The sequence below is a fragment of the Kitasatospora sp. NPDC093558 genome (assembly GCF_040683475.1).
Taxonomy (GTDB): Bacteria; Actinomycetota; Actinomycetes; order Streptomycetales; family Streptomycetaceae; genus Kitasatospora.
Genome location: NZ_JBFBDY010000089.1, coordinates 1 through 19253 on the forward strand (window position 1 = coordinate 1; position 19253 = coordinate 19253).

The 19253-nt window shown below is 73.8% G+C and carries 17 protein-coding genes and 1 pseudogene; 12 read left to right on the forward strand and 6 right to left on the reverse strand.

Annotated features, from left to right (window positions below; translation table 11 throughout):
* Positions 1 to 115 precede the first annotated feature (115 nt).
* The 4 genes from AB0O00_RS12260 to AB0O00_RS12275 all read right to left on the reverse strand — a co-directional run bounded on the left by AB0O00_RS12260 (position 116) and on the right by AB0O00_RS12275 (position 3817).
* The gene (locus tag AB0O00_RS12260; RefSeq protein WP_363650837.1) at positions 116 to 718 is read right to left on the reverse strand and encodes a malonic semialdehyde reductase; all 603 of its coding nucleotides are present in this window, start codon (positions 716 to 718) and stop codon (positions 116 to 118) included.
* Between the two features lie 109 nt (positions 719 to 827).
* Positions 828 to 1088 carry an exodeoxyribonuclease VII small subunit gene (locus tag AB0O00_RS12265; RefSeq protein ID WP_363650839.1) on the reverse strand — a complete coding sequence of 87 codons (261 nt, stop codon included), beginning with the start codon at positions 1086 to 1088 and terminating at the stop codon, positions 828 to 830.
* Between the two features lie 109 nt (positions 1089 to 1197).
* Positions 1198 to 2415, reverse strand: coding sequence for an exodeoxyribonuclease VII large subunit (gene xseA, locus AB0O00_RS12270; protein ID WP_363650841.1), 1218 nt, complete (start codon positions 2413 to 2415; stop codon positions 1198 to 1200).
* Positions 2416 to 2425: 10 nt separating this feature from the next.
* On the reverse strand, positions 2426 to 3817 hold the full coding sequence (locus AB0O00_RS12275) for an APC family permease (protein WP_363650843.1): 1392 nt from the start codon (positions 3815 to 3817) through the stop codon (positions 2426 to 2428).
* Positions 3818 to 3904: 87 nt separating this feature from the next.
* Here AB0O00_RS12275 and AB0O00_RS12280 point away from each other — a divergent pair, with 87 nt between their 5' ends.
* Both AB0O00_RS12280 and ppgK read left to right on the forward strand, forming a co-directional pair.
* Positions 3905 to 4879, forward strand: coding sequence for a 4-hydroxy-3-methylbut-2-enyl diphosphate reductase (locus AB0O00_RS12280; RefSeq protein WP_363650845.1), 975 nt, complete (start codon positions 3905 to 3907; stop codon positions 4877 to 4879).
* Between the two features lie 131 nt (positions 4880 to 5010).
* Entirely contained in the window at positions 5011 to 5757 is a 747-nt protein-coding gene (gene ppgK, locus AB0O00_RS12285) for a polyphosphate--glucose phosphotransferase (RefSeq protein ID WP_363650847.1), read from the forward strand.
* A 21-nt stretch (positions 5758 to 5778) separates the two neighbouring features.
* Here ppgK and AB0O00_RS12290 read toward each other — a convergent pair whose 3' ends face one another.
* On the reverse strand, positions 5779 to 6396 hold the full coding sequence (locus AB0O00_RS12290) for a DUF6542 domain-containing protein (RefSeq protein ID WP_363650849.1): 618 nt from the start codon (positions 6394 to 6396) through the stop codon (positions 5779 to 5781).
* A 159-nt stretch (positions 6397 to 6555) separates the two neighbouring features.
* Between AB0O00_RS12290 and AB0O00_RS12295 the strand changes: the two genes are divergently transcribed.
* From AB0O00_RS12295 to AB0O00_RS12310, 4 genes are all read left to right on the forward strand, one after another.
* Positions 6556 to 6948, forward strand: coding sequence for a VOC family protein (locus AB0O00_RS12295; RefSeq protein WP_363650851.1), 393 nt, complete (start codon positions 6556 to 6558; stop codon positions 6946 to 6948).
* A 73-nt stretch (positions 6949 to 7021) separates the two neighbouring features.
* A complete protein-coding gene (gene ychF / locus AB0O00_RS12300) occupies positions 7022 to 8095 on the forward strand; it encodes a redox-regulated ATPase YchF (RefSeq protein WP_363650853.1) in 1074 nt (357 codons plus the stop codon).
* A 179-nt stretch (positions 8096 to 8274) separates the two neighbouring features.
* Positions 8275 to 8556, forward strand: a complete 282-nt coding sequence (locus tag AB0O00_RS12305; RefSeq protein WP_316526507.1) for a type II toxin-antitoxin system prevent-host-death family antitoxin — start codon at positions 8275 to 8277, stop codon at positions 8554 to 8556.
* A complete protein-coding gene (locus tag AB0O00_RS12310) occupies positions 8553 to 8807 on the forward strand; it encodes a Txe/YoeB family addiction module toxin (protein ID WP_363650855.1) in 255 nt (84 codons plus the stop codon). The genes AB0O00_RS12305 and AB0O00_RS12310 overlap by 4 nt, the downstream gene beginning before the upstream one ends.
* A gap of 154 nt (positions 8808 to 8961) precedes the next feature.
* Here the strand turns inward: AB0O00_RS12310 and AB0O00_RS12315 are convergent.
* Positions 8962 to 10091, reverse strand: a pseudogene (locus tag AB0O00_RS12315) (dihydrofolate reductase family protein).
* Between the two features lie 150 nt (positions 10092 to 10241).
* Here AB0O00_RS12315 and AB0O00_RS12320 point away from each other — a divergent pair.
* The 6 genes from AB0O00_RS12320 (at position 10242) to AB0O00_RS12345 (ending at position 19184) form a co-directional block, all read left to right on the forward strand.
* Positions 10242 to 11054 (forward strand): methyltransferase domain-containing protein, encoded by an 813-nt coding sequence (locus tag AB0O00_RS12320; RefSeq protein WP_363650857.1) that lies wholly within the window; start codon positions 10242 to 10244, stop codon positions 11052 to 11054.
* 168 nt (positions 11055 to 11222) lie between these two features.
* The gene (locus tag AB0O00_RS12325; RefSeq protein WP_363650858.1) at positions 11223 to 12641 is read left to right on the forward strand and encodes a DUF4190 domain-containing protein; all 1419 of its coding nucleotides are present in this window, start codon (positions 11223 to 11225) and stop codon (positions 12639 to 12641) included.
* Positions 12642 to 12758: 117 nt separating this feature from the next.
* Positions 12759 to 12935: an SPOR domain-containing protein gene (locus AB0O00_RS12330; protein WP_363650860.1), complete on the forward strand. Its 177-nt coding sequence runs from the start codon at positions 12759 to 12761 to the stop codon at positions 12933 to 12935.
* A 10-nt stretch (positions 12936 to 12945) separates the two neighbouring features.
* Positions 12946 to 13371 (forward strand): NUDIX domain-containing protein, encoded by a 426-nt coding sequence (locus AB0O00_RS12335; RefSeq protein WP_363650862.1) that lies wholly within the window; start codon positions 12946 to 12948, stop codon positions 13369 to 13371.
* Positions 13372 to 13540: 169 nt separating this feature from the next.
* A complete protein-coding gene (locus tag AB0O00_RS12340; RefSeq protein WP_363650864.1) occupies positions 13541 to 16321 on the forward strand; it encodes a SpoIIE family protein phosphatase in 2781 nt (926 codons plus the stop codon).
* Between the two features lie 442 nt (positions 16322 to 16763).
* A complete protein-coding gene (locus AB0O00_RS12345; protein ID WP_363650866.1) occupies positions 16764 to 19184 on the forward strand; it encodes a SpoIIE family protein phosphatase in 2421 nt (806 codons plus the stop codon).
* The last annotated feature ends 69 nt before the right edge of the window (positions 19185 to 19253 follow it).

The following is a 19253-nucleotide window of genomic DNA, read 5'->3' on the forward strand; positions in this document are numbered from 1 at the left end:
CTTCGCTCACGCGTTGCTCCTTGCGGGTTCGGTGCTGTCGTGCCGGTCGTGCTGGTGGTGCAGCCGGATGGCGTGCTGCATGGTCTTGCGGGCGCCTTCCGCATGGGTGGGTGCGTCAGACGGTGGTGACGACATCGTCGTACGCCAGGCGCGGCGAACGCGGGTACCAGGCGTCCTCGCCCGGCTTGCCGATGTTCACCACGGCCAGCACCGAGTGCTCGCCGTTGCCGAAGAACTCCTTGTTGATGCCCTCGGCGTCGAAGCCGGTCATCGGGCCGGCGGCCAGGCCGGCGGCGCGGACGCCGATGATGAAGTAGCCGGCCTGCAGGGCGCCGTTCAGGCGGGCCGAGCCCTCACGGACCGGGCGCTCCGAGAAGAACACGTCCTTGGCCTGCGGGAAGGCCGGGAACTGGGCGGGCAGCTCCTCGTGGAACTCGTTGTCCACGGCCAGGATGGCGACCAGCGGGGCGGCGGCGGTCTTGGCCTTGTTGCCGTCCGACAGGTGCTGGACCAGGCGCTCGCGGCCCTCGGCCGAGCGGACCAGGACGACGCGCAGCGGCTGCTGGTTGAACGCGGTCGGGCCGTACTTGACCAGGTCGTAGATGGCCTGGACCTGCTCCTCGGCGACCGGCTCGTCGGTGAAGGTGTTCGCGGTGCGCGCCTCGCGGAACAGCAGGTCCTGAGCGGCGGCGTCGAGTACCAGGGCGTCGGTGGTCATGCTTGTGCACCTCATGCGGAAGGGGTTCGTCGGTGTGACCGGCCGCGGCCGATCACTGCTTCCAACATAGGTGAACTTTCAACGATTCCCAAGGCGGATGTGACCCGTATCACTCGCCGCCCGCAGCTCCCTCCTCGGCGGCCAGCGCGGCGTCCAGCCGCTCGCGGGCGCCGTCCAGCCAGCGCTGGCAGACCTTCGCCAGCTGCTCACCGCGCTCCCAGAGCGCCAGCGACTCCTCCAGCGACGTGCCGCCGTTCTCCAGCTGCCGGACGACCTCCAGCAGCGCGTCCCGCGCGTGCTCGTAGCCGAGGGCGTCGTCCGCACCCTTCGGCACGTCGCCGGGCCGATCCTGATCCTGCTGCTCTGCCATGCGAGCCAGACTAGGGGCTGGCACCGACAGAACGGCCGCACCGGCTGGAATCCGGGTGCGTACGGCAGGCGCGGGCGTCAGGGCTCGTCGGCGTCAGGGCCGGTCGGCGTCAGGGCAGGTCGGCGTCCACCGTGACGCCGAACCCGCCGCCCGCCACCCGGGCGTGCAGTGCCTCGCCGGAGGCGACCTGGGCCGGGTCCGTCACCACCGTGCCGTCCGCCCGCTGGAGCACCGCGTAGCCGCGCTCCAGGGTGGCCGCCGGGGAGAGCGCGACCACCCGGGCCAGCGTGTGCCCGAGGTCGCTCTGCGCGTGGTCCAGCCGGTGGCGCAGGGTGCGCCGGGCCCGCTCCAGCAGCCCGTCCACCTCCTGGCCGCGCCCGTCCAGCATCCGGTGCGGCGCGGCCAGCACCGGGCGGCTGCGCACGCCGTCCAGCCCGTGCTGCTCGCGCTCGACCCGCGAGTGGACGTACCGCCGGGCCCGGTCCCGCAGGTTCCGCACCTTCGCGAGCTCCTCGCCGACGTCCGGCACCACCCGTTTGGCGGCGTCGGTCGGAGTGGAGGCGCGCAGGTCGGCGACGAAGTCCAGCAGCGGCTGGTCCGGCTCGTGCCCGATCGCGCTGACCACCGGCGTCCGCGCCGCCGCGACCAGCCGCACCAGGCCCTCGTCCGAGAACGGCAGCAGGTCCTCGACGCTGCCGCCGCCCCGAGCCACGATGATCACGTCCACCTCGGGGTGCTCGTCCAGCTCCCGGACGGCCGCGCTCACCCGCTCCACCGCGCTGACGCCCTGCACGGGCACGTTCCGCACCTCGAAGCGGACGGCCGGCCAGCGCCGCCGGGCGTTCTCCAGGACGTCCCGCTCGGCCGCCGAGCCGCGCCCGGTGACCAGCCCGACGCACTGCGGCAGGAACGGCAGCGGCTTCTTCCGCTCGGCCGCGAACAGGCCCTCCCCGGCGAGCCGCCGCTTCAGCTGCTCCAGCCGGGCCAGCAGCTCGCCGAGCCCGACCGGCCGGATCTCCGAGGCCCGCAGCGACAGCTGCCCGCGCGCCGCGTACCACTCCGGCTTGGCATGCACGACGACCCGCGCGCCCTCCTGCACGACGTCCGCGACCTGGTCGAAGACCGACCGGAAGCACGTCACCGTGAGCGACACGTCCGCCTGCGGGTCGCGCAGCGTCAGGAACACCACGCCCGCGCCCGGCCGCCGGCTGAGCTGGGTGATCTGCCCCTCCACCCACACCGCGCCGAGCCGGTCGATCCAGCCGCCGATCAGCGCGGAGACCTTGCCGACCGGGAGCGGGGCTTCGGGTGAGCTGGTGTTGGCCATGCGTACGAGGCTAGCGGCGCCCGCCGACACCGGGAGCCGTACCGACCGACCCCTGCACCGCCAGCACCATCAGCCCGACCGCCAGCCACACCACGCCGACGACCTGCGCCGTCGTCGAGGCCTCGTACACCACCGCCCCGATCACCGCGATCCCCAGCACCGGCACCACCACGTGCCGCAGCCGGTCACGCGAGCCGTGCCGCACCGCGTACCAGCCGACGACGGAGGCGTGCAGGAGCGCGAAGGCGGTGAGCGCGCCCACGTTCACCACCGAGGTGAGCCGGTCGAGACCGTCGTCCCGGTTGGCCGCCCAGACCGCCGCCGCCAGCGTGATCACCGCCGCGGCGAGCAGCGCCCGGCGTGGCACCGCCGAGACCGGGTCGACCGAGCCGAGGACGCGCGGCAGCCGCCCCTCGCGGCCCATCGCGAAGACCAGCCGCCCGGCCGCCGCCTGCCCGGCCAGCGCCGCGAAGGCCGCGCCGATCGCCTTGCTCGACGCCACCAGCACGTGCAGCCAGTGTCCGACGCCGCTCTCGACGGTGTCGTAGAACGCCGAGCCCTGCTCCGCCGGGTCGGCCGCCAGCTGCGCCGGGGTGAGCGGCTCCAGCAGCGCGGCGAGGTACGTCTGCGCGACGAACAGCACCCCGGCCAGCGCCAGGCACCACAGCACGGCCCGCGCCACCGCCGCCGAGGCCCCCACCGCCTCCTCGACGAACGTCGCGATCGCGTCGAAGCCCAGGTAGGACAGCACGGCGACGGACACCGCCGAGATCACGGCCGTCGCCGAGAAGGCCCCGACGGCCGTGAACGGCGTGTCCCAGCCGTACCGGGCGCCGTCCTGGGCCAGCACCACCACGGCCGCGGCGACGAACACCGCGAGCACCGCGATCTCCATGGCCAGCACCGCGAAGCCGACCGCCGCCGCCGTCCGGACCCCGATCAGGTTGAGCGCCGTGGTCACCACGACCGCGAGCGCCGTCCACACCCAGCGCGAGATGCCCGGCACGAGCGAGTGCAGCGCGATCCCCGAGAACAGGTACGCGACCGCCGGGATCAGCAGGTAGTCGAGCATCGCCATCCACCCGGCGACGAACCCGGGGCCCTCGCCCAGCCCGGCCCGCGCGTACGCGAACACCGACCCGGTCCGCGGCACCGCGCGCACCATCTGCGCGTACGAGAACGCCGTGAAGCCCATCGCGACCGTCGCCACCAGGTACACCGTGGCGACGGCGCCGTGGCTCTTCGCGTCCAGCACGCCGAACACGCCGACCGGCGCCATCGGGGCGATGAACAGCAGCCCGTAGACCATCAGGTCCCGCACGCCCAGGCTGCGCCGCAGGCCCCCCGCGCCGCCCGCGTCCCCCGGGCCGCCCGCCGCGTCCTGCGCGATTCGCTCGGTCATAAGCACCACATTTGAGCACCGGCGACCGGATCCGCCCGGAATGCGCCTCCCGTCGGCGCGGCTCCCCGCCGCCCGTACGATGGAGCCATGTCCAACACCGCGCAGCGCCGTGTCCTGCTCGCCGCCCCCCGGGGCTACTGCGCGGGTGTCGACCGCGCCGTGATCGCCGTGGAGAAGGCCCTGGAGCAGTACGGGGCCCCCATCTACGTCCGCAAGCAGATCGTCCACAACAAGTACGTGGTGCAGACCCTGGAGAAGAAGGGCGCGGTCTTCGTCGACGAGACGGAGCAGGTGCCCGAGGGCTCGATCGTGGTCTTCTCAGCGCACGGGGTCGCCCCGTCCGTCCACGACGAGGCGAAGGCCGGCAAGCTCGCCACCGTCGACGCCACCTGCCCCCTGGTCACCAAGGTGCACAAGGAGGCCGTCCGCTTCGCCGACGAGGACTTCGACATCCTGCTGGTGGGCCACGAGGGCCACGAGGAGGTCATCGGCACGATGGGCGAGGCCCCGGACCGGATCCACCTGGTGGACGGTGCCGAGGACGTGGCCAACGTGAAGGTCCGCGACGAGTCCAAGGTCGTCTGGCTGTCCCAGACCACCCTCTCGGTGGACGAGACCATGGCCACCGTCGGCGAGCTGAAGAAGCGCTTCCCGCTGCTGGTCAGCCCGCCCAGCGACGACATCTGCTACGCGACCCAGAACCGCCAGGTCGCCGTCAAGCAGCTGGCCCCCGAGACCGACCTGCTGATCGTCGTCGGCTCCAAGAACTCCTCCAACTCGGTCCGCCTGGTCGAGGTCGGCCTGGAGTACGGCGCCAAGGCCGCCCACCTGGTGGACTTCGCCGAGGAGATCCGCGACGAGTGGCTGGAGGGCGTCACGACCGTCGGCCTCACCAGCGGCGCCTCGGTCCCGGAGATCCTGGTCGACGGCGTGCTCGAGCACCTGGCCGCGCGCGGTTACGACACGGTCGAGACCGTCAAGACCGCCGAGGAGCACCTGACCTTCTCGCTGCCCAAGGAGCTGCGCCGCGACCTGCGCGCCGAGGCCGCCGGCAAGCTCTGACCCCGTGCCGCGAGGCCCGGTGTCCCGTCCGGGGCACCGGGCTTTCTGCTGTGCGGGGCCGCCCGGCCTCTCGTAGTTTTGTGCACAGGCTGTGGACGACGGTCCGCGGCATCCGGCGGAGGACGGTCGTGATGACGGCGGTATTCGGTGTGGACATCGGCGGTTCGGGCATCAAGGGCGCCCCGGTCGACCTCGGCCGCGGCGCACTCGCCGAGGAGCGCTACAAGGTGCTCACGCCGCAGCCGTCCGCCCCGGAGGCCGTGGTCGCCGCCGTCCGGGAGGTGGTCCGCCACTTCGGCCACGAGGGCCCGGTCGGGCTGACCTTCCCCGGCGTGGTGGTCGACGGCCGAACCAGAACCGCCGCCAACGTGGACAAGGGCTGGATCGGCCTGGACGCCGCGGGGCTCTTCCGCGAGGCACTGGACCTGCCCGCGACCGTCCTCAACGACGCCGACGCGGCCGGCCTCGCGGAGACCGCGTACGGCGCCGGCCGGGAGCAGTCGGGCGTGGTCCTGCTGCTCACCTTCGGCACCGGCATCGGCAGCGCGCTCTTCGTGGACGGCGCGCTGGTGCCCAACACCGAGCTGGGCCACCTGGAGCTGCGCGGCAAGGACGCAGAGCGCCGGGCCTCCTCGGCCGCGAAGGAGCGGCACGACCTGAGCTGGGAGCAGTGGGCCGGGCGGGTCGACGAGTACCTGGACCTGGTGGAGATGCTGTTCTCGCCGCAGCTGATCGTGATCGGCGGCGGGGTGAGCCGCAAGCACGCGAAGTTCCTGCCGCTGCTGCGCGAGCGCGAGGCCCGGGTGGTGCCCGCGGAACTGCGCAACGACGCGGGCATCGTCGGCGCTGCCATGGCCGCGGCCCGCGCGGCGGACTGAGGCCGCCCGCGTCGGCGCCGCTCAGCGCGAGCGCTGGATCCGGCGCTGGGCGACGAACCGGGCGAGGACGATCAGCGCGGCCAGGCCGGTGCCGGTGAAGAGCCAGCCGGCCCGCAGCGCCAGCCCGGTCGCGAGCGCCACCACCTGGGCGGTCACGCCCGGGGAGCTCACCGGCGCGAGCAGCGACAGCGCGAGCGCGAAGGCGATCGGGCCGGTGATCGGCGCGGCGAGCAGGTCGACGTAGCGCACCCGGACGGCCAGCTGGAAGCAGACCACGACGTAGCCGAGGCCGAACAGCCAGCCGAGGCCGTCGAACAGCAGCCGGTCCGCCCCGGCCACCGCGAGGGTCGCCAGCACGCCGAGCACGCCGGTGCCGACGGCCGTCAGCCGGGTGGGGCGCCCGGTGCGGCGGCGCCCGTACAGGCGCGCGTCGCCGCGCCCGCGCAGCGGCAGCCGCAGCCGCAGCTTCGGGGTGGCGGGGCGGGGGCTCGCGGGCGGCCCGGCCACCGGCCGCAGCCGGGAGGCGGGGGCCCCGCCGGTCTCGGGGGCGCGCCCGGGACCGGGGACGGCGGCAGCGCCCTTGCCGTTCGGCGGACGGCGTCTGGGCCCTGGCGGCTGGGTACGGATGCTCTGCTCCACCCACCCAACGTACGGTCCGATCATCGCCACACTGTGTAATGGACCGTTCAGGCCTTGTTCCGTGTCTCCGGACGGAGTACTGATGTGATCGTCGCTCAGGTCCGATGACCCGACCGATCCACTGCACTCGCCTCGACTCTGCCTGACCGGGGGACCGCCATGACCGCCGCATTCACGTTCGAACGGCTCCACCATGTCCAGCTCGACATCCCGGCCGGCGCCGAGGACGAGTGCCGGGCCTTCTGGGGCGGCGTCCTCGGGATGACCGAGATCGAGAAGCCGCCGGTGCTCGCGGCCCGCGGCGGCTGCTGGTTCCGCGGCGGCGGGCTGGAGATCCACCTCGGCGTCACGCCGGACTTCCGGCCGTCCCTGAAGGGCCACCCGGGCATCCAGGTGAGTGACCTGGACGCGCTGGCGCAGCGGTTGGAGGCGCACGGCCACGAGGTCGTCCGGGACGACAACCTGCCCGGTCACCGCCGCTTCCACACCAGCGACCGGCTGGGAAACCGGCTGGAGTTCCTGGAGCCCCTGGCGGTGGCGACCGGGGCGTGAGGAGCTGCCCGTAGACTTGGGGGTCGGCCCGCACGGTGCCGTCCAACTCCTCCAAGCCCCGGGACTGCGCTTCATGTCGCTCACGATCGGAATCGTCGGCCTGCCGAACGTCGGCAAGTCGACCCTGTTCAACGCCCTGACCAAGAACGACGTGCTGGCGGCCAACTACCCGTTCGCCACCATCGAGCCGAACGTCGGCGTCGTCGGCGTCCCGGACGCGCGCCTGGGCAAGCTCGCCGAGATCTTCGGCTCCCAGCGCATCCTCCCGGCCACCGTCGACTTCGTCGACATCGCCGGCATCGTGCGCGGCGCCTCCGAGGGCGAGGGCCTGGGCAACAAGTTCCTGGCGAACATCCGCGAGTCGGACGCGATCTGCCAGGTCGTGCGCGCCTTCACCGACCCCGACGTCGTGCACGTGGACGGCAAGGTGTCGCCCAAGGACGACATCGAGACCATCCACACCGAGCTGATCCTGGCCGACCTCCAGACCATCGAGAAGGTCCTCCCGCGGCTCCAGAAGGAGGCGCGCCTCAAGAAGGACACCGCCCCCGTGCTGGCCGCCGCCGAGGCCGCGCAGGCGATCCTGGAGACCGGCAAGACCCTCTTCGAGGCCGGCTTCGACACCGCCCCGATCCGCGAGCTCCACCTGCTGACCGCCAAGCCCTTCCTCTACGTCTTCAACGTGGACGAGAGCGAGCTGGCCGACGAGGACTTCAAGAACGCCCAGCGCGAGCTGGTCGCCCCGGCCGAGGCGATCTTCCTGAACGCCAAGATCGAGTCCGAGCTGATCGAGCTCGAGGACGCCGAGGCGCTCGAACTCCTCCAGTCGATGGGCCAGGAGGAGCCCGGCCTCGCCACCCTCGCCCGCGTCGGCTTCGACACCCTCGGCCTGCAGACCTACCTGACGGCCGGCCCGAAGGAAGCCCGCGCCTGGACCATCAAGAAGGGCGCCACGGCCCCCGAGGCGGCCGGCGTGATCCACACCGACTTCCAGAAGGGCTTCATCAAGGCCGAGGTCATCTCCTTCGCCGACCTGGTCGAGACCGGCTCCATCGCCGAGGCCCGCGCCAAGGGCAAGGCCCGCATCGAGGGCAAGGAGTACGTCATGCACGACGGCGACGTCGTGGAGTTCCGCTTCAACGTGTGATCGATCGATTGCTCTAAGTTGATCGGATCTGTCAAATGTGCAGGTCAAGCGGGCCTTGCCTCTTCCGAGGCAAGGCCCGCTTTCGTGCCCGCGCCGACTTGAGTGCCGGGATTCAGCCCGCCGCATCCTTTCTTTCGGTGGTACGTTATGTGGTACCACTCGCAGAAGGGGCTCAGCTGATGTCGATCACTGCCAGCGAGGCGCGCAAGGCTCTCTTCCCGTTGATCAAGAAGGTCAACGACGATCACGAGGCCATCGAGATCGTCTCCAAGCACGGGAACGCCGTACTCGTCTCGGCCGAGGACTACGCGGCCCTGCGCGAAGGCTCCTATCTGCTGCGCTCGCCGGCGAACGCCCGCCGGCTGCTCAAGGCGTACGAGAACGCCCTTGGCGGCATAGGGCTTTCCGAGCGGGAACTCATCGACCCTGATGCGGCGGGTGTCGAGAAGGGCGCCGCGTGAGGCTCGTCTTCGAAGAAACCGGCTGGGAGGACTACACGTCCTGGCTCAAGAGCGACCGCAAGATGCTCGCCCGGATCAACAAGCTCATCGAGGACGTCCTGCGCGACCCGTTCACCGGGATCGGCAAGCCCGAGCCGCTGAAGTACCACTTGCCCGGTGCCTGGTCGCGGCGGATCGATGACGAGCACCGTCTCGTCTATCTGGTCACGGACCGGGAGATCATCATCCTGGCAGCCCGCTACCACTACTGATCGTCAGCATCGGGTTCGCGTCACCGTGCTGGTTCTGTGCCGAGTGGACCGCCCGGCCCGTGTTCGTACGGGGGCCGGGCGGTCCGGCGTTTGTGGGGTGGTGGTTCAGGGGGCGGCGGCGAGGATCAGGACCAGGGAGATCGTGGCGTAGGGATCATCCGAGCAGGTGGGCGTTGACCGCCCGGGCCTCCGCCGCCAGCTCCGCCAGCTCGACCACCTCGACCCCGGCCGCCTCCAGCAGGGCCGTGCCCTGGCAGTCGGTGACGAACAGGTCCGGCTCCCGCCAGGCCACCACCACCCGCGGCACGCCCGCCGCGATGAGCAGCCGGGCGCACGGCACCGGGCGCGAGGCCCGCTGCCCGCACGGCTCCAGCGAGCTGTAGACCGTCGCGCCGCGCAGCCGCGGGTCGCCGGCCGGCAGCTTGCCGAGCGCGGCCTCCTCGGCGTGGTCGTGCGCGTCCGTCTCGCGGCTGTACCCCTCGGCGAGCACCTCGCCGTCCGCGCCGACGATCACCGCGCCGACCGAGAAGGCCGTCTCGGACGGCGGGCACCGGCGGGAGAGTTCGACGGCCCGGCGCAGGTGGTCGAGGTCGGTGGTCACGGGGCGGGCTCCTTCGGGGCGTACCTGAGCAGGACGACATCGCCCACCGTACGTGCCTCCAGCAGGCGCATCCGCCGCGCCGGACCGCCCGGGAAGGCGGCCGGGTGGACGAACCGCGGCGCCTGCGCCTGTCCGACCAGCAGCGGGGCGACGGCCAGCTGGAGCTCGTCGGCCAGGCCCTGTGCGAGGAACTGGGTGTGCACGCTGCCGCCGCCCTCGACCATCAGGCGGCGCACGCCGCGCGCGCCGAGGTCGTCCAGCACCGCGCCGAGGTTCACCGCGCCGCCGAGCGCGACCACCTCGGCCAGCCCGGCCAGCGCCGGGCGCAGGGCCGCCGCGCCGGCGTCCGTCGTATAGGCGATCTTGTCGCCGCCGGTGTGCCAGAAGCGGAGCGCCGGGTCGAGCGCGCCGCTCGCGCTGAGCGTCACCTTCAGCGGGTACGCGGGTCGGCCGGCCGCGACCCGGGCGGCCCGGCGGGCGGGGTCGTTGACCAGCAGGCGCGGGTTGTCGGTGCGCAGGGTGTTGCCGCCGACGAGGATCGCGTCGGCGGCGGCGCGCTCCTCGTCGACCCGGTCGAAGTCGGCGGCGTTGGAGAGCAGCAGGCGCTCGGGGGAGGCGTCGTCGAGGTGGCCGTCGAGCGACACGGCGGCGCTCAGCAGGACGAAGGGGTGCGGGCCGGGCATGGGGCGGGACCGTTCTGTCGGGGGCGCCTCCACGGTACGGCGGGCGGCGGGGGAGGCACCGTCGGGTGGCCGCTATGTGAGACGAATCTTCTCACCATGCGGGAAGAGGGGTAGCGTCAGGGGAAGCCGAACACGATCGAGGGGGATCCGATGAGCGGACAGTCCAACGTCTACACGCACGGCCACCAGGAGGCCGTGCTGCGCTCGCACCGCTCGCGCAGCGCCGCCGACTCCGCCGCCTACCTGCTGCCCGAACTGCGGCCGGGACAGGCCCTGTTGGACGTGGGCTGCGGGCCCGGCACGATCACCGCGGACCTGGCCGAGCTGGTCGGCCCGGGCGGGCGGGTGGTGGCCGTGGACAACTCCGCCGAGGTGCTGGAGCAGGCGGCCGGGTACGTAGCCGGGCGGGGGCTGTCCAACGTCGTCTTCGAGGTCGCGGACGTTCATCAACTGCCGTATGGTAACGGCGAGTTCGACGTGGTGCACGCTCATCAGGTGCTCCAGCACGTGGCGGACCCGGTGGCCGCGCTGCGCGAGATGCGCCGGGTGCTGGCGCCGGGCGGCGTGGTCGCGGTCCGGGACGTCGACTACGCGTCGATGACCTGGTACCCCGAAGCACCCGCGCTGGACGACTGGCTGGCGCTGTACCGGCGGACCGCGCGGGCCAACGGCGGCGAGCCGGACGCCGGGCGGCGGCTGCTGTCCTGGGCCCGCGCGGCCGGCTTCGCCGAGGTCTCGGCCACCGCCACCACCTGGACGTTCGCGACGCCCGAGCGGTGCGCGTGGTGGGGCGGCATGTGGGCGGACCGGACGGTCGACTCGGCGTTCGCCCGGACGGCGGTGGCCGGGGGCTTCGCCGACCGGGCGGAGCTGGAGCGGATCGCGGCCGGCTGGCGGGAGTGGAGCGGGGCCGGGGACGCCTGGTTCTCGATGCTCCACGGCGAGGTCCTGGCCCGCGGCTGAGGGCGGCGAGGGGCGGGAACAAAGGGCAGGCAGGCGTTCGAAAAGATCGGGTAAAGTCGCGCGACCGTTCGTTCTCGGGCCCGTTCGGGTCCGAGCCGTGTGCCGACGGCCGCCGAACGACGCAGATCGCCGAGCTGACGCCCGCACCGCCGGGCCGGGGGAGTCCACGTGTCCAAGCCCGATCCCGACGCGCCCGTCCCCGGGCCGGAGCAGCCCGCGCCCGCGGACGCCCCGGCAGACCGGGTTGACCTCCGCAAGGCGGACGCCCCGGCGGCGCCCGAGGAGGTGGCCCCGCCCGCCGACCCGTGGGCCGCCCCCGCCGCGGCCCCGCCCGCCAAGGCTTCGGCAGCGGACGTGCCGCAGCCCGCTGACGCCCCGCCGGGCCAGACGGACGCCCCGGCGCCCGCCGACCCCTGGGCCGCCCCCGCCGGAGCCCCGCCCCTGGCGCCGCCCCCGCCTCCCGGCGGGGCCGCCGGGGGCTGGGCCTCGGTACCGCCCGGCGCGTACTCCGGCTTCCAGCCCGGTTACCCGTACCCGCAGCCCCCCAAGCGGACCAACGGCTTCGCCATCGCAGCCCTGGTGACCGGCCTGGTCTGTGCGTGGCCGGTCGCCCTCGTGCTGTCGATCGTCGCCATGGTCCAGATCAGGAAGCGCGACGAGCGCGGCATGGGCATGGCCGTGACGGGCCTGGTGTTCGGCACGTTCGGCGTCATGATCACCGCGTTCGGCTTCCTCGGCGCGATGGTGGCCCCGGACCCGGTGAACGGCGCCGCTCCCAAGGCCCCGGCCGGCTCCGTCCGGTGGTCCGCCCTCAAGTCCGGGGACTGCTTCAGCACCCCGGACGGTGGCGCCCGGACCGACCCGGACGGCGGCGACGACACGGTGTACTGGGTCCGCAAGGTGCCCTGCTCCGCCCCGCACCACGGCGAGGTGGCCGGCAGCTCCCCGATCCCGGACGGCTACGGCGACCCTTACCCCGGCGAGTCGGCGGTCCGTCAGCGCGCCGCCGAACTCTGCCACTCGGTGCTCGACAGCTACGCCCTCGACCAGTGGGCGATCCCGGACGGCATGGACGAGGTCTACCTCTACCCGACCAGCGGCAACTGGAAGTCCGGCGAACGGTACGTCACCTGCGCCTTCGAGGACCGCGACGCCGAGCACGTGGGCACCGTCCGCACCGACCGCGGCAGCCTGACCTCGGCCCAGCTCACCTACCTGGAGGCCGTCAGCGGCTTCAACTCGGCCTACGCGAAGCAGCCCAAGGGCGAGGTCGAGACCGCCGCCTCCGAGTACGTGACCTGGGCGAAGCAGATGGCGTCCGCCTCCCGCTCCGAGGCCGAGCAGCTCTCCCGGACGACGGCGCTGTGGCCGGAGGCCGCCAAACCGAAGGTCGCGGCGCTGGCCGCCGCCCAGCGGGACGCGGCCGCCGCCTGGGACTCCGCCGCCAAGACGGCCGACCCGACCGCGCTCGCGGGCGAGATCCGGCGGGCCAAGCTGCTGACGGCCAAGACCACCCCGCTCAGCGTCGACGCCCGCCGCGAACTGGGCCTGTCCACCGGTGAGCAGGCGCCGGACCTCCGGGTCTGACGCGCCGTCTTACCCGGAGTTAACCGGGCCCGTACGTGGCGGTAGCGAACCGTCCGTACGGTTCCGGACAGGTATCCCCGGCCCGACCCCCACGCAGGCCGGGGATACGCTCCTGCCATGGGCACCTTTCGGGTGATGCGGCAGGACGACAACGGCAACCGCTTCGTCGTCGCACGAGGGCTGGCGAAGGACGAGGCCGAGCGGAGCGCGGCCGAGTTCGAGGCCCGCGGCCACAAGCAGCTGTACTGGGTCGAGGCCGAGGTCGAGGCCGAGGACACCGCCCGCGGCGCCTAGGCTCGGTGCCATGAACCCAGGGTCCGTGAACGTCGAGGAGCAGGCCGCCGTCCGCATCGTGATCGGCGGCGCGATCGTCCGCGAGGGGCGAGTGCTGGCCGCGCGCCGCAGCACGCCCGCCGAGGTGGCCGGGCGCTGGGAGTTCCCTGGCGGCAAGGCCGAGCCCGGTGAGACCGAGGCCGAGGCGCTGGAGCGCGAGCTGCTGGAGGAGCTGGGCGTCCGCACCAGGGCGCTGCGGCGGCTGCCCGGCGCGTGGGCCGTCCGGCCGGGCCTGGAGCTGCACTTCTGGGCCGCCGAGCTGCTCTCCGGCGAGCCCCGCCCGCTGCAGGAGCACGACGAGCTGCGCTGGCTCGGCGCGGACGAGCTGGACACCGTCGACTGGATCGACCACGACCGCGACGTCCTGCCGCACATCGCCGGGCTCCTGGGCGCCTGAGACCGGGGGTTCCCGGCGCCGCGCCAGGTAGGTCAATCGGACAAGACGACCCGGAAGCCGGGATAGCCTGGGTTCTGCTGGGTATGTCACTTTTCGGCATGTTTCGTCACCATCGGTGAGCCGCTCCAGCCGGCGGCGCCGATCCCGACCAGAGCCGGAGGCCCCGTCGGTGTCGATTACCGGTAACGGCGGCGGGGGAGCACGGCGGACAGGCACCGCGGGGAGCGCGGCCGCCGGCGCCCGGCTGCGCCGGGGCGCCCGTCCGGCCGCCGCGCAGCCGTCCGCCGGCCGCCGCCGGGGCCCCGGGCCCGCCGCCGTCACCGAGGCCGCCCCCGGCGGTGCCGAGGCCGGCACCCCGCGGCCCGCGCCGACCCTCGCCGTCCCCGACCCCGCCCCCGACGTCGGCACCCAGCCCGGCCTGCGCAGCCGCCCCGGCCGGCCGTTCCCCGGCGGGCCCTCCGAGCCCTCCGGCGGCGCCGGTGCCCCGGCCGAGGGCAGCCTGCTCGACATGCTCAAGGTCGCCATCGCGATCCTCGACACAGCCGGCCGCGTGGTGCTCTGGAGCCCCGCCGCCGAGGAACTGCTCGGCTGGCCGAACGAACTGCTGGTCGGCCGCCGGATCGACGAGCTGATCCCGGACCACGAGCAGGTCACCCGGATCCAGGCCGCCATCCGGGACACCCTGCGCAACGGCCGCTGGGCCGGGCCCGCCGAACTGCGCGACCGGGACGGCGTGCCGGTCGCCGTGGACGCCCGGATCTCGCTGCTGGTGGACGGCGACGGCACCCCGTTCCTCCAGGTCAACCTGGCCGAGGCGGCGGCCGTGCGGGCCGTCGAACGCGACCTCGCGGTGCGCGACGCGCTGTTCGAGCAGTCCCCGCTCGGCATCGCCGTCCTCGACACCGACCTGCGCTACACCGCCGTCAACCAGACCCTCGCCGAGATGAACGGCGTCGCCACCGACGACCACGTCGGCCGCACCACCGGCGAGACCCTGCCGGAGCGGGCCGCCGACGAGATCACCGCGATCCAGCGCCAGGTGCTGGCCACCGGCGAGCCCGTCATCGACGTCACCCTCGCCTCCCCGGTCACCGCCCGCTCCGGCTACCGCTCGATCTCCTACAGCCGGATGACCGACCGCTCCGGCCGGGTGCTCGGCATCTCCGGCACCGTCATGGACGTCACCGAGCGCTACCGGGCCGTCGCCAAGGTCGAGCACGCCCGGCGCCGGCTTTCCCTGCTCAACGAGTTCGGCTCCCGGGTGGGCGACCTCCTCGACGCCGCCCGGATCGCCCAGGAGCTCGCCGGCTCCGTCGTCCCCCGGCTCACCGACCACTCCGCGGTGATCCTGCTCCAGGCCGTCGCCCACGGCGACGACCTGCCCCGGCACGGCCACGACCGGCGCACCTCGCTGCTCCAGCTCGGCACCGCCTCCGTCCAGGACGGCCCCGAGGTCGACGTGATGCTGCGCCGCGGCGCCCGGATCACCTTCGCCGAGGACTCCGCGTGCGGCCGGGTCCTGCGCACCGGCGTGCCCGAGCTGCTCTCCGGCGCCGACCAGCTGAGCGACGTCACCTACCCGGGCGACCCGAAGATGCAGGCCGCCCACGACCTCGGTGTGCACTCGATGCTCGTCGTCCCGCTGCGCGCCCGCGGCATCGTGATCGGCCTGCTGCTGGTCAGCCGGGCCGGCTACCGCGAGGGCTTCGACCGCGACGACCTCGCCTTCACCGTCGAGCTCGCCGACCGGGCCGGCAGCTCGCTCGACAACGCCCGCCTCTACGCCCGCGAGCGCACCGCCGCGCTCACCCTCCAGCGCACCCTGCTCCCGCAGCAGGTCCCGCAGCCCACCGGCGTCGAGGTCGCCTACCGCTACGTGCCCGGCTCCAGCGGTGCCGAGGTCGGCGGCGACTGGTTCGACGTCATCCCGCTGCCCGGCGACCGCACCGCGCTGGTCGTCGGCGACGTCATGGGCCACGGCCTGCGCGCCGCCGCGACCATGGGCCGGCTGCGCACCGCCGTCCGGGTGCTCGCCGCCCTCGACCTGCCGCCGGACGTCCTGCTGCGGCACGTCCACGAGCTCGCCGACGACCTCGCCCAGGGGCCGGACGAGGCGCTGCTCGCCACCTGTGTCTACGCCGTCTACGACCCCGGCACGTCCCGGCTGACCGTCGCCAAGGCCGGGCACATCCCCCCGGTGCTCGTGGTGCCAGGCCAGGAGACCGAGGAGCCGACCCGCACCGGCAGCCCGCTGCCCGGCGGCAGCGGCCGGATCCTCGACCTGCCCTCCGGCGCCCCGCTCGGCGTCGGCGGCGTCCCGTTCGAGTCGGTCGAACTGAAGATCCCCGAGGGCAGCCTGCTCGCGCTGTGCACCGACGGCCTGGTCGAGTCCAGGGACAAGGACCTGGACGTCGGCCTCGGCCGGCTGGTCACCGTGCTGCAGACGCCGCACGCGTCCATCCAGGCGGCCTGCGAGGCTGTGCTCGACACCATGGAGCAGGGGCGCGAGCCGGACGACGTCGCGCTGCTGCTGGCCCGGCTCGGCCACGGCCAGGCGGGCACCCCGACGGCCGGCTGGACGCTGCCCGCCGAGCCCACCGCCGTCTCCCGGGCCCGGCGGCTGGTGCGCGCCACGCTCGCCGAGTGGGGCGTCGAGGCGCTGACCGACACCGCCGAACTGCTGGTCAGCGAGCTCGTCACGAACGCCGTCCGGTACGCCAGCGCTCCGATCGGGGTCCGGCTGACGCTCGGTGAGACGCTGCTCGTCGAGATCTCCGACCCGCTGCCCGACCCGCCCCGCGAGCGGCACGCGGCGGAGGCGGACGAGGGCGGGCGCGGGCTGGAACTGGTCCGCCGGCTCGCGCTGCGCTGGGGCGCCAGGGCCGAGGGCATCGGCAAGGTCGTCTGGTTCGAGCAGGCGCTCCCGGGTAATGAGCCCGACGGGCCGTGAGGCGCGCGGCGAGCGAGGGCGTGAGCCGGCGCGGACGGCCAGCGGGACGCGAGTAGAACGGGACTGCATATGCCACCTGGCGGCCAGGGGGAGCGCGCACTCCGGAAGGGGGCGCGGGCGTGGCATTGTGGTTGCGCGGGCGGTAGGACAAAAACCTTCGCCCGATCTGATGTTGTGATGTTGAGGGCGTGTGAACGCACCCCTCGATGATGAATACTCGGTCTTCTCGACATCCGGACGGTCGCGGGTTGGAGGGGTCGGTCCGTTGAACAGCACCCCGGCGCGGAACGCGCCGAGCAGCAGCGGTCATGCCGCCGTGCCCGGGCAGGCCGGTTCACCACACCTGCCGGCCCCGGCGGCCCGGTCGGCCGCTGCGGCCGAGGGCCGGCACCACGCCGCCCACGCCGGCACCCACGCGGGCGCCGGCTCGGTCTACGACTACATCCGGGTCGCGACCTTCGCGATCGGCCCGGACGGGCGGATCAGCCAGTGGAGCGAGCGCGCCGCCGAGTTCTTCGGCGTCCCCGCCACCGACGCGGTCGGCGCCGACCCGATCACCACGTTCGTCCCGCGCGAACTCTGGCAGCGCGGCCGGGCCCGGCTGGAGCGCACCCTCGGCGGCGAGGAGTGGACCGGCACCACGCCCTACCTCGACGCCGCCGGCGGCGAGGGCCTCGCCGAGCTCTACCTGATGCCGGACAGCTCCCTGCCCGCCGCGGGCGCCACCTGTCTCGCCGTCGACCTCGGCCGGCTGCGCCGCGTCGAGACCGACCTCGCCGCCTCCGAGGCGGTGTTCGGCCAGACCCCGACCGGCTTCGTCCTGTTCGACGACCGGCTGCGCCTCCAGCGCGTCAACGACGCCTTCGCCTCCGGCATGGGCCTCGCCCCGGTCGACCTCGAAGGCCTCACCCCGCACGACCTCTTCCCGCCCTCCGAGGCGGACCGGCTCAGCGCCGCGCTGCGCAAGGTCCTCGCCACCGGCGAGCCCGTCTTCGACCTGCGCTTCCACGGCGTCGTCCCCACCCGCGAGGGCAACCGGCTCTGGGCCGTGTCGCTCTACCGCCTCAACGGCGCCGCCGGGCAGCCGATCGGCGTCGCCGGGCAGGTCTCCGACGTCACCAGCCGGCACGTCGCCGAGCGCGAGGCCGACGGCGTGCGCCGCAACCTCGCCCTGCTCAACGAGGCCAGCGCGCACATCGGCTCCACCCTCGACCTGGAGACCACCGCCAAGGAACTGCTGGACGTCGTCGTCCCGCCGTTCTGCGACCTCGCGACCGTCGACCTGTACACCGCGCTGCTGTCCGGCGAGAGCGTCCCGAGCGCCGGGCGCCTCGGCGACACCGTCCTCACCGACGGCAGCGGCGAGCTGCGCCGGGTCGCCGTCTCCAGCGTCGTCGGCGGCGCCTCCTCGGTGCTCGGCTCGGTCACCGGCCTGCCCATCGCCGAGGCCGGCGGCACGCTCTGCTACCCGCGCCGCTCCCCGCACGCGCGGGCCCTGCGCACCGGCCGCAGCGTCGTGCCCGAGCCCGGGCCCGACCCGCTGCTGCGCTCCACGCTGATCGTCCCGCTGGTCGCCCGCGACCAGGTGCTCGGGCTCGTCCAGCTCTCCCGCGCCATCGGCAGCGAGCCGTTCGACGCCCGCGACGTCGCCATCGCCGAGGAGCTCGTCGCCCGCGCCGCCGTCTGCATCGACAACGCGCGGCTCTACCGCCGCGAGCACGAGCGCGCGCTGATCCTCCAGCGCAGCCTCCTGCCGCCCGGCAACCCGGCCGCCAGCGGCCTGGAGATCGCCTGCCGCTACCTGCCCAGCAACAACAACACCGAGGTCGGCGGCGACTGGTTCGACGTCATCCCGCTGCCCGGCAACCGCACGGCGCTCGTCATCGGCGACGTCATGGGCCGCGGCCTGCGCGCCGCCGTCGCGATGGGCCAGCTGCGCACCGCCGTGCGTACCCTCGCGATGCTCGACCTCGACCCCGCCGAGGTGCTCGGCGCCCTCGACGAGATCGCCCGCGGCCTCGGCGACGACTCCGTGCCGGCCGGCCCGGCCAGCCCGTACGGGCGGCTCACCTCGACGGCCGACGAGGAGGCCCGCGAGGTCTACCTGGCCACCTGCGTGTACGCCGTCTTCGACGCCGTCACCCGGCGCTGCGTGTTCGCCAACGCGGGCCACCTGCCGCCCGTCCTGCTCAGCCCCGGCGAACCCGCCCGGATGCTCGACGTGCCGCCCGGCCTGCCGCTCGGCGTCGGCGGCGAGCCGTTCGAGGAGGTCGAGCTGACCCTGCCGGACGGCGCCGTCCTCGGCCTCTACACCGACGGCCTCGTGGAGAGCCGCAAACACCAGCTGGACGAGGGCCTGCGGGCCTTCCGCACCGCGCTCTCGGCCGACGGCAAGGGCCTGGAGGACCTCTGCGACCACGTCCTCGGCGAGCTCAACCCGCACCACGGCGAGGACGACATCGCCCTCCTGATGGCCAAGGTGCACGCCTTCCCCGAGGACAGCGTCGGCAACTGGTTCCTGCCGCCCGAGCCCACCTCCGTCGCCAAGGCCCGCGAGCTCGCCTGCAGCTGGCTGCTGGCGCGCGGCCTGGACGAGCTCGTCGACACCACCGAGCTGCTGGTCAGCGAGCTGGTCACCAACGCGCTCAAGCACGGGCGCGGCGAGATCCGGCTGCGGCTGCTGCGCGACCGCGGCATGGTCTGCGAGGTCTGGGACGACGGCTACGCCCAGCCCCGCCAGCGGCGCGCGCAGGAGACCGACGAGGGCGGGCGCGGCCTGCAGCTCGTCAGCCTGCTCGCCGAGCGCTGGGGCAGCCGGCGGACGCCCAAGGGCAAGATCGTCTGGTTCGAGCTGGCGCTCTGAGGCGTCCTGGTGCACCCTTGGCGGCGGCGAGCATCTGGTCGGGTACGGGGGAGGTGAACACCTCGCCGG

Bases quoted from the DNA above. Each gene is read 5' to 3' on its own strand.
- AB0O00_RS12260 (WP_363650837.1), bottom strand. From the start codon at position 718: ATGACCACCGACGCCCTGGTACTCGACGCCGCCGCTCAGGACCTGCTG.
- AB0O00_RS12265 (WP_363650839.1), bottom strand. From the start codon at position 1,088: ATGGCAGAGCAGCAGGATCAGGATCGGCCCGGCGACGTGCCGAAGGGT.
- xseA (WP_363650841.1), bottom strand. From the start codon at position 2,415: ATGGCCAACACCAGCTCACCCGAAGCCCCGCTCCCGGTCGGCAAGGTC.
- AB0O00_RS12275 (WP_363650843.1), bottom strand. From the start codon at position 3,817: ATGACCGAGCGAATCGCGCAGGACGCGGCGGGCGGCCCGGGGGACGCG.
- AB0O00_RS12280 (WP_363650845.1), top strand. From the start codon at position 3,905: ATGTCCAACACCGCGCAGCGCCGTGTCCTGCTCGCCGCCCCCCGGGGC.
- ppgK (WP_363650847.1), top strand. From the start codon at position 5,011: ATGACGGCGGTATTCGGTGTGGACATCGGCGGTTCGGGCATCAAGGGC.
- AB0O00_RS12295 (WP_363650851.1), top strand. From the start codon at position 6,556: ATGACCGCCGCATTCACGTTCGAACGGCTCCACCATGTCCAGCTCGAC.
- ychF (WP_363650853.1), top strand. From the start codon at position 7,022: ATGTCGCTCACGATCGGAATCGTCGGCCTGCCGAACGTCGGCAAGTCG.
- AB0O00_RS12305 (WP_316526507.1), top strand. From the start codon at position 8,275: ATGTCGATCACTGCCAGCGAGGCGCGCAAGGCTCTCTTCCCGTTGATC.
- AB0O00_RS12320 (WP_363650857.1), top strand. From the start codon at position 10,242: ATGAGCGGACAGTCCAACGTCTACACGCACGGCCACCAGGAGGCCGTG.
- AB0O00_RS12330 (WP_363650860.1), top strand. From the start codon at position 12,759: ATGGGCACCTTTCGGGTGATGCGGCAGGACGACAACGGCAACCGCTTC.
- AB0O00_RS12335 (WP_363650862.1), top strand. From the start codon at position 12,946: ATGAACCCAGGGTCCGTGAACGTCGAGGAGCAGGCCGCCGTCCGCATC.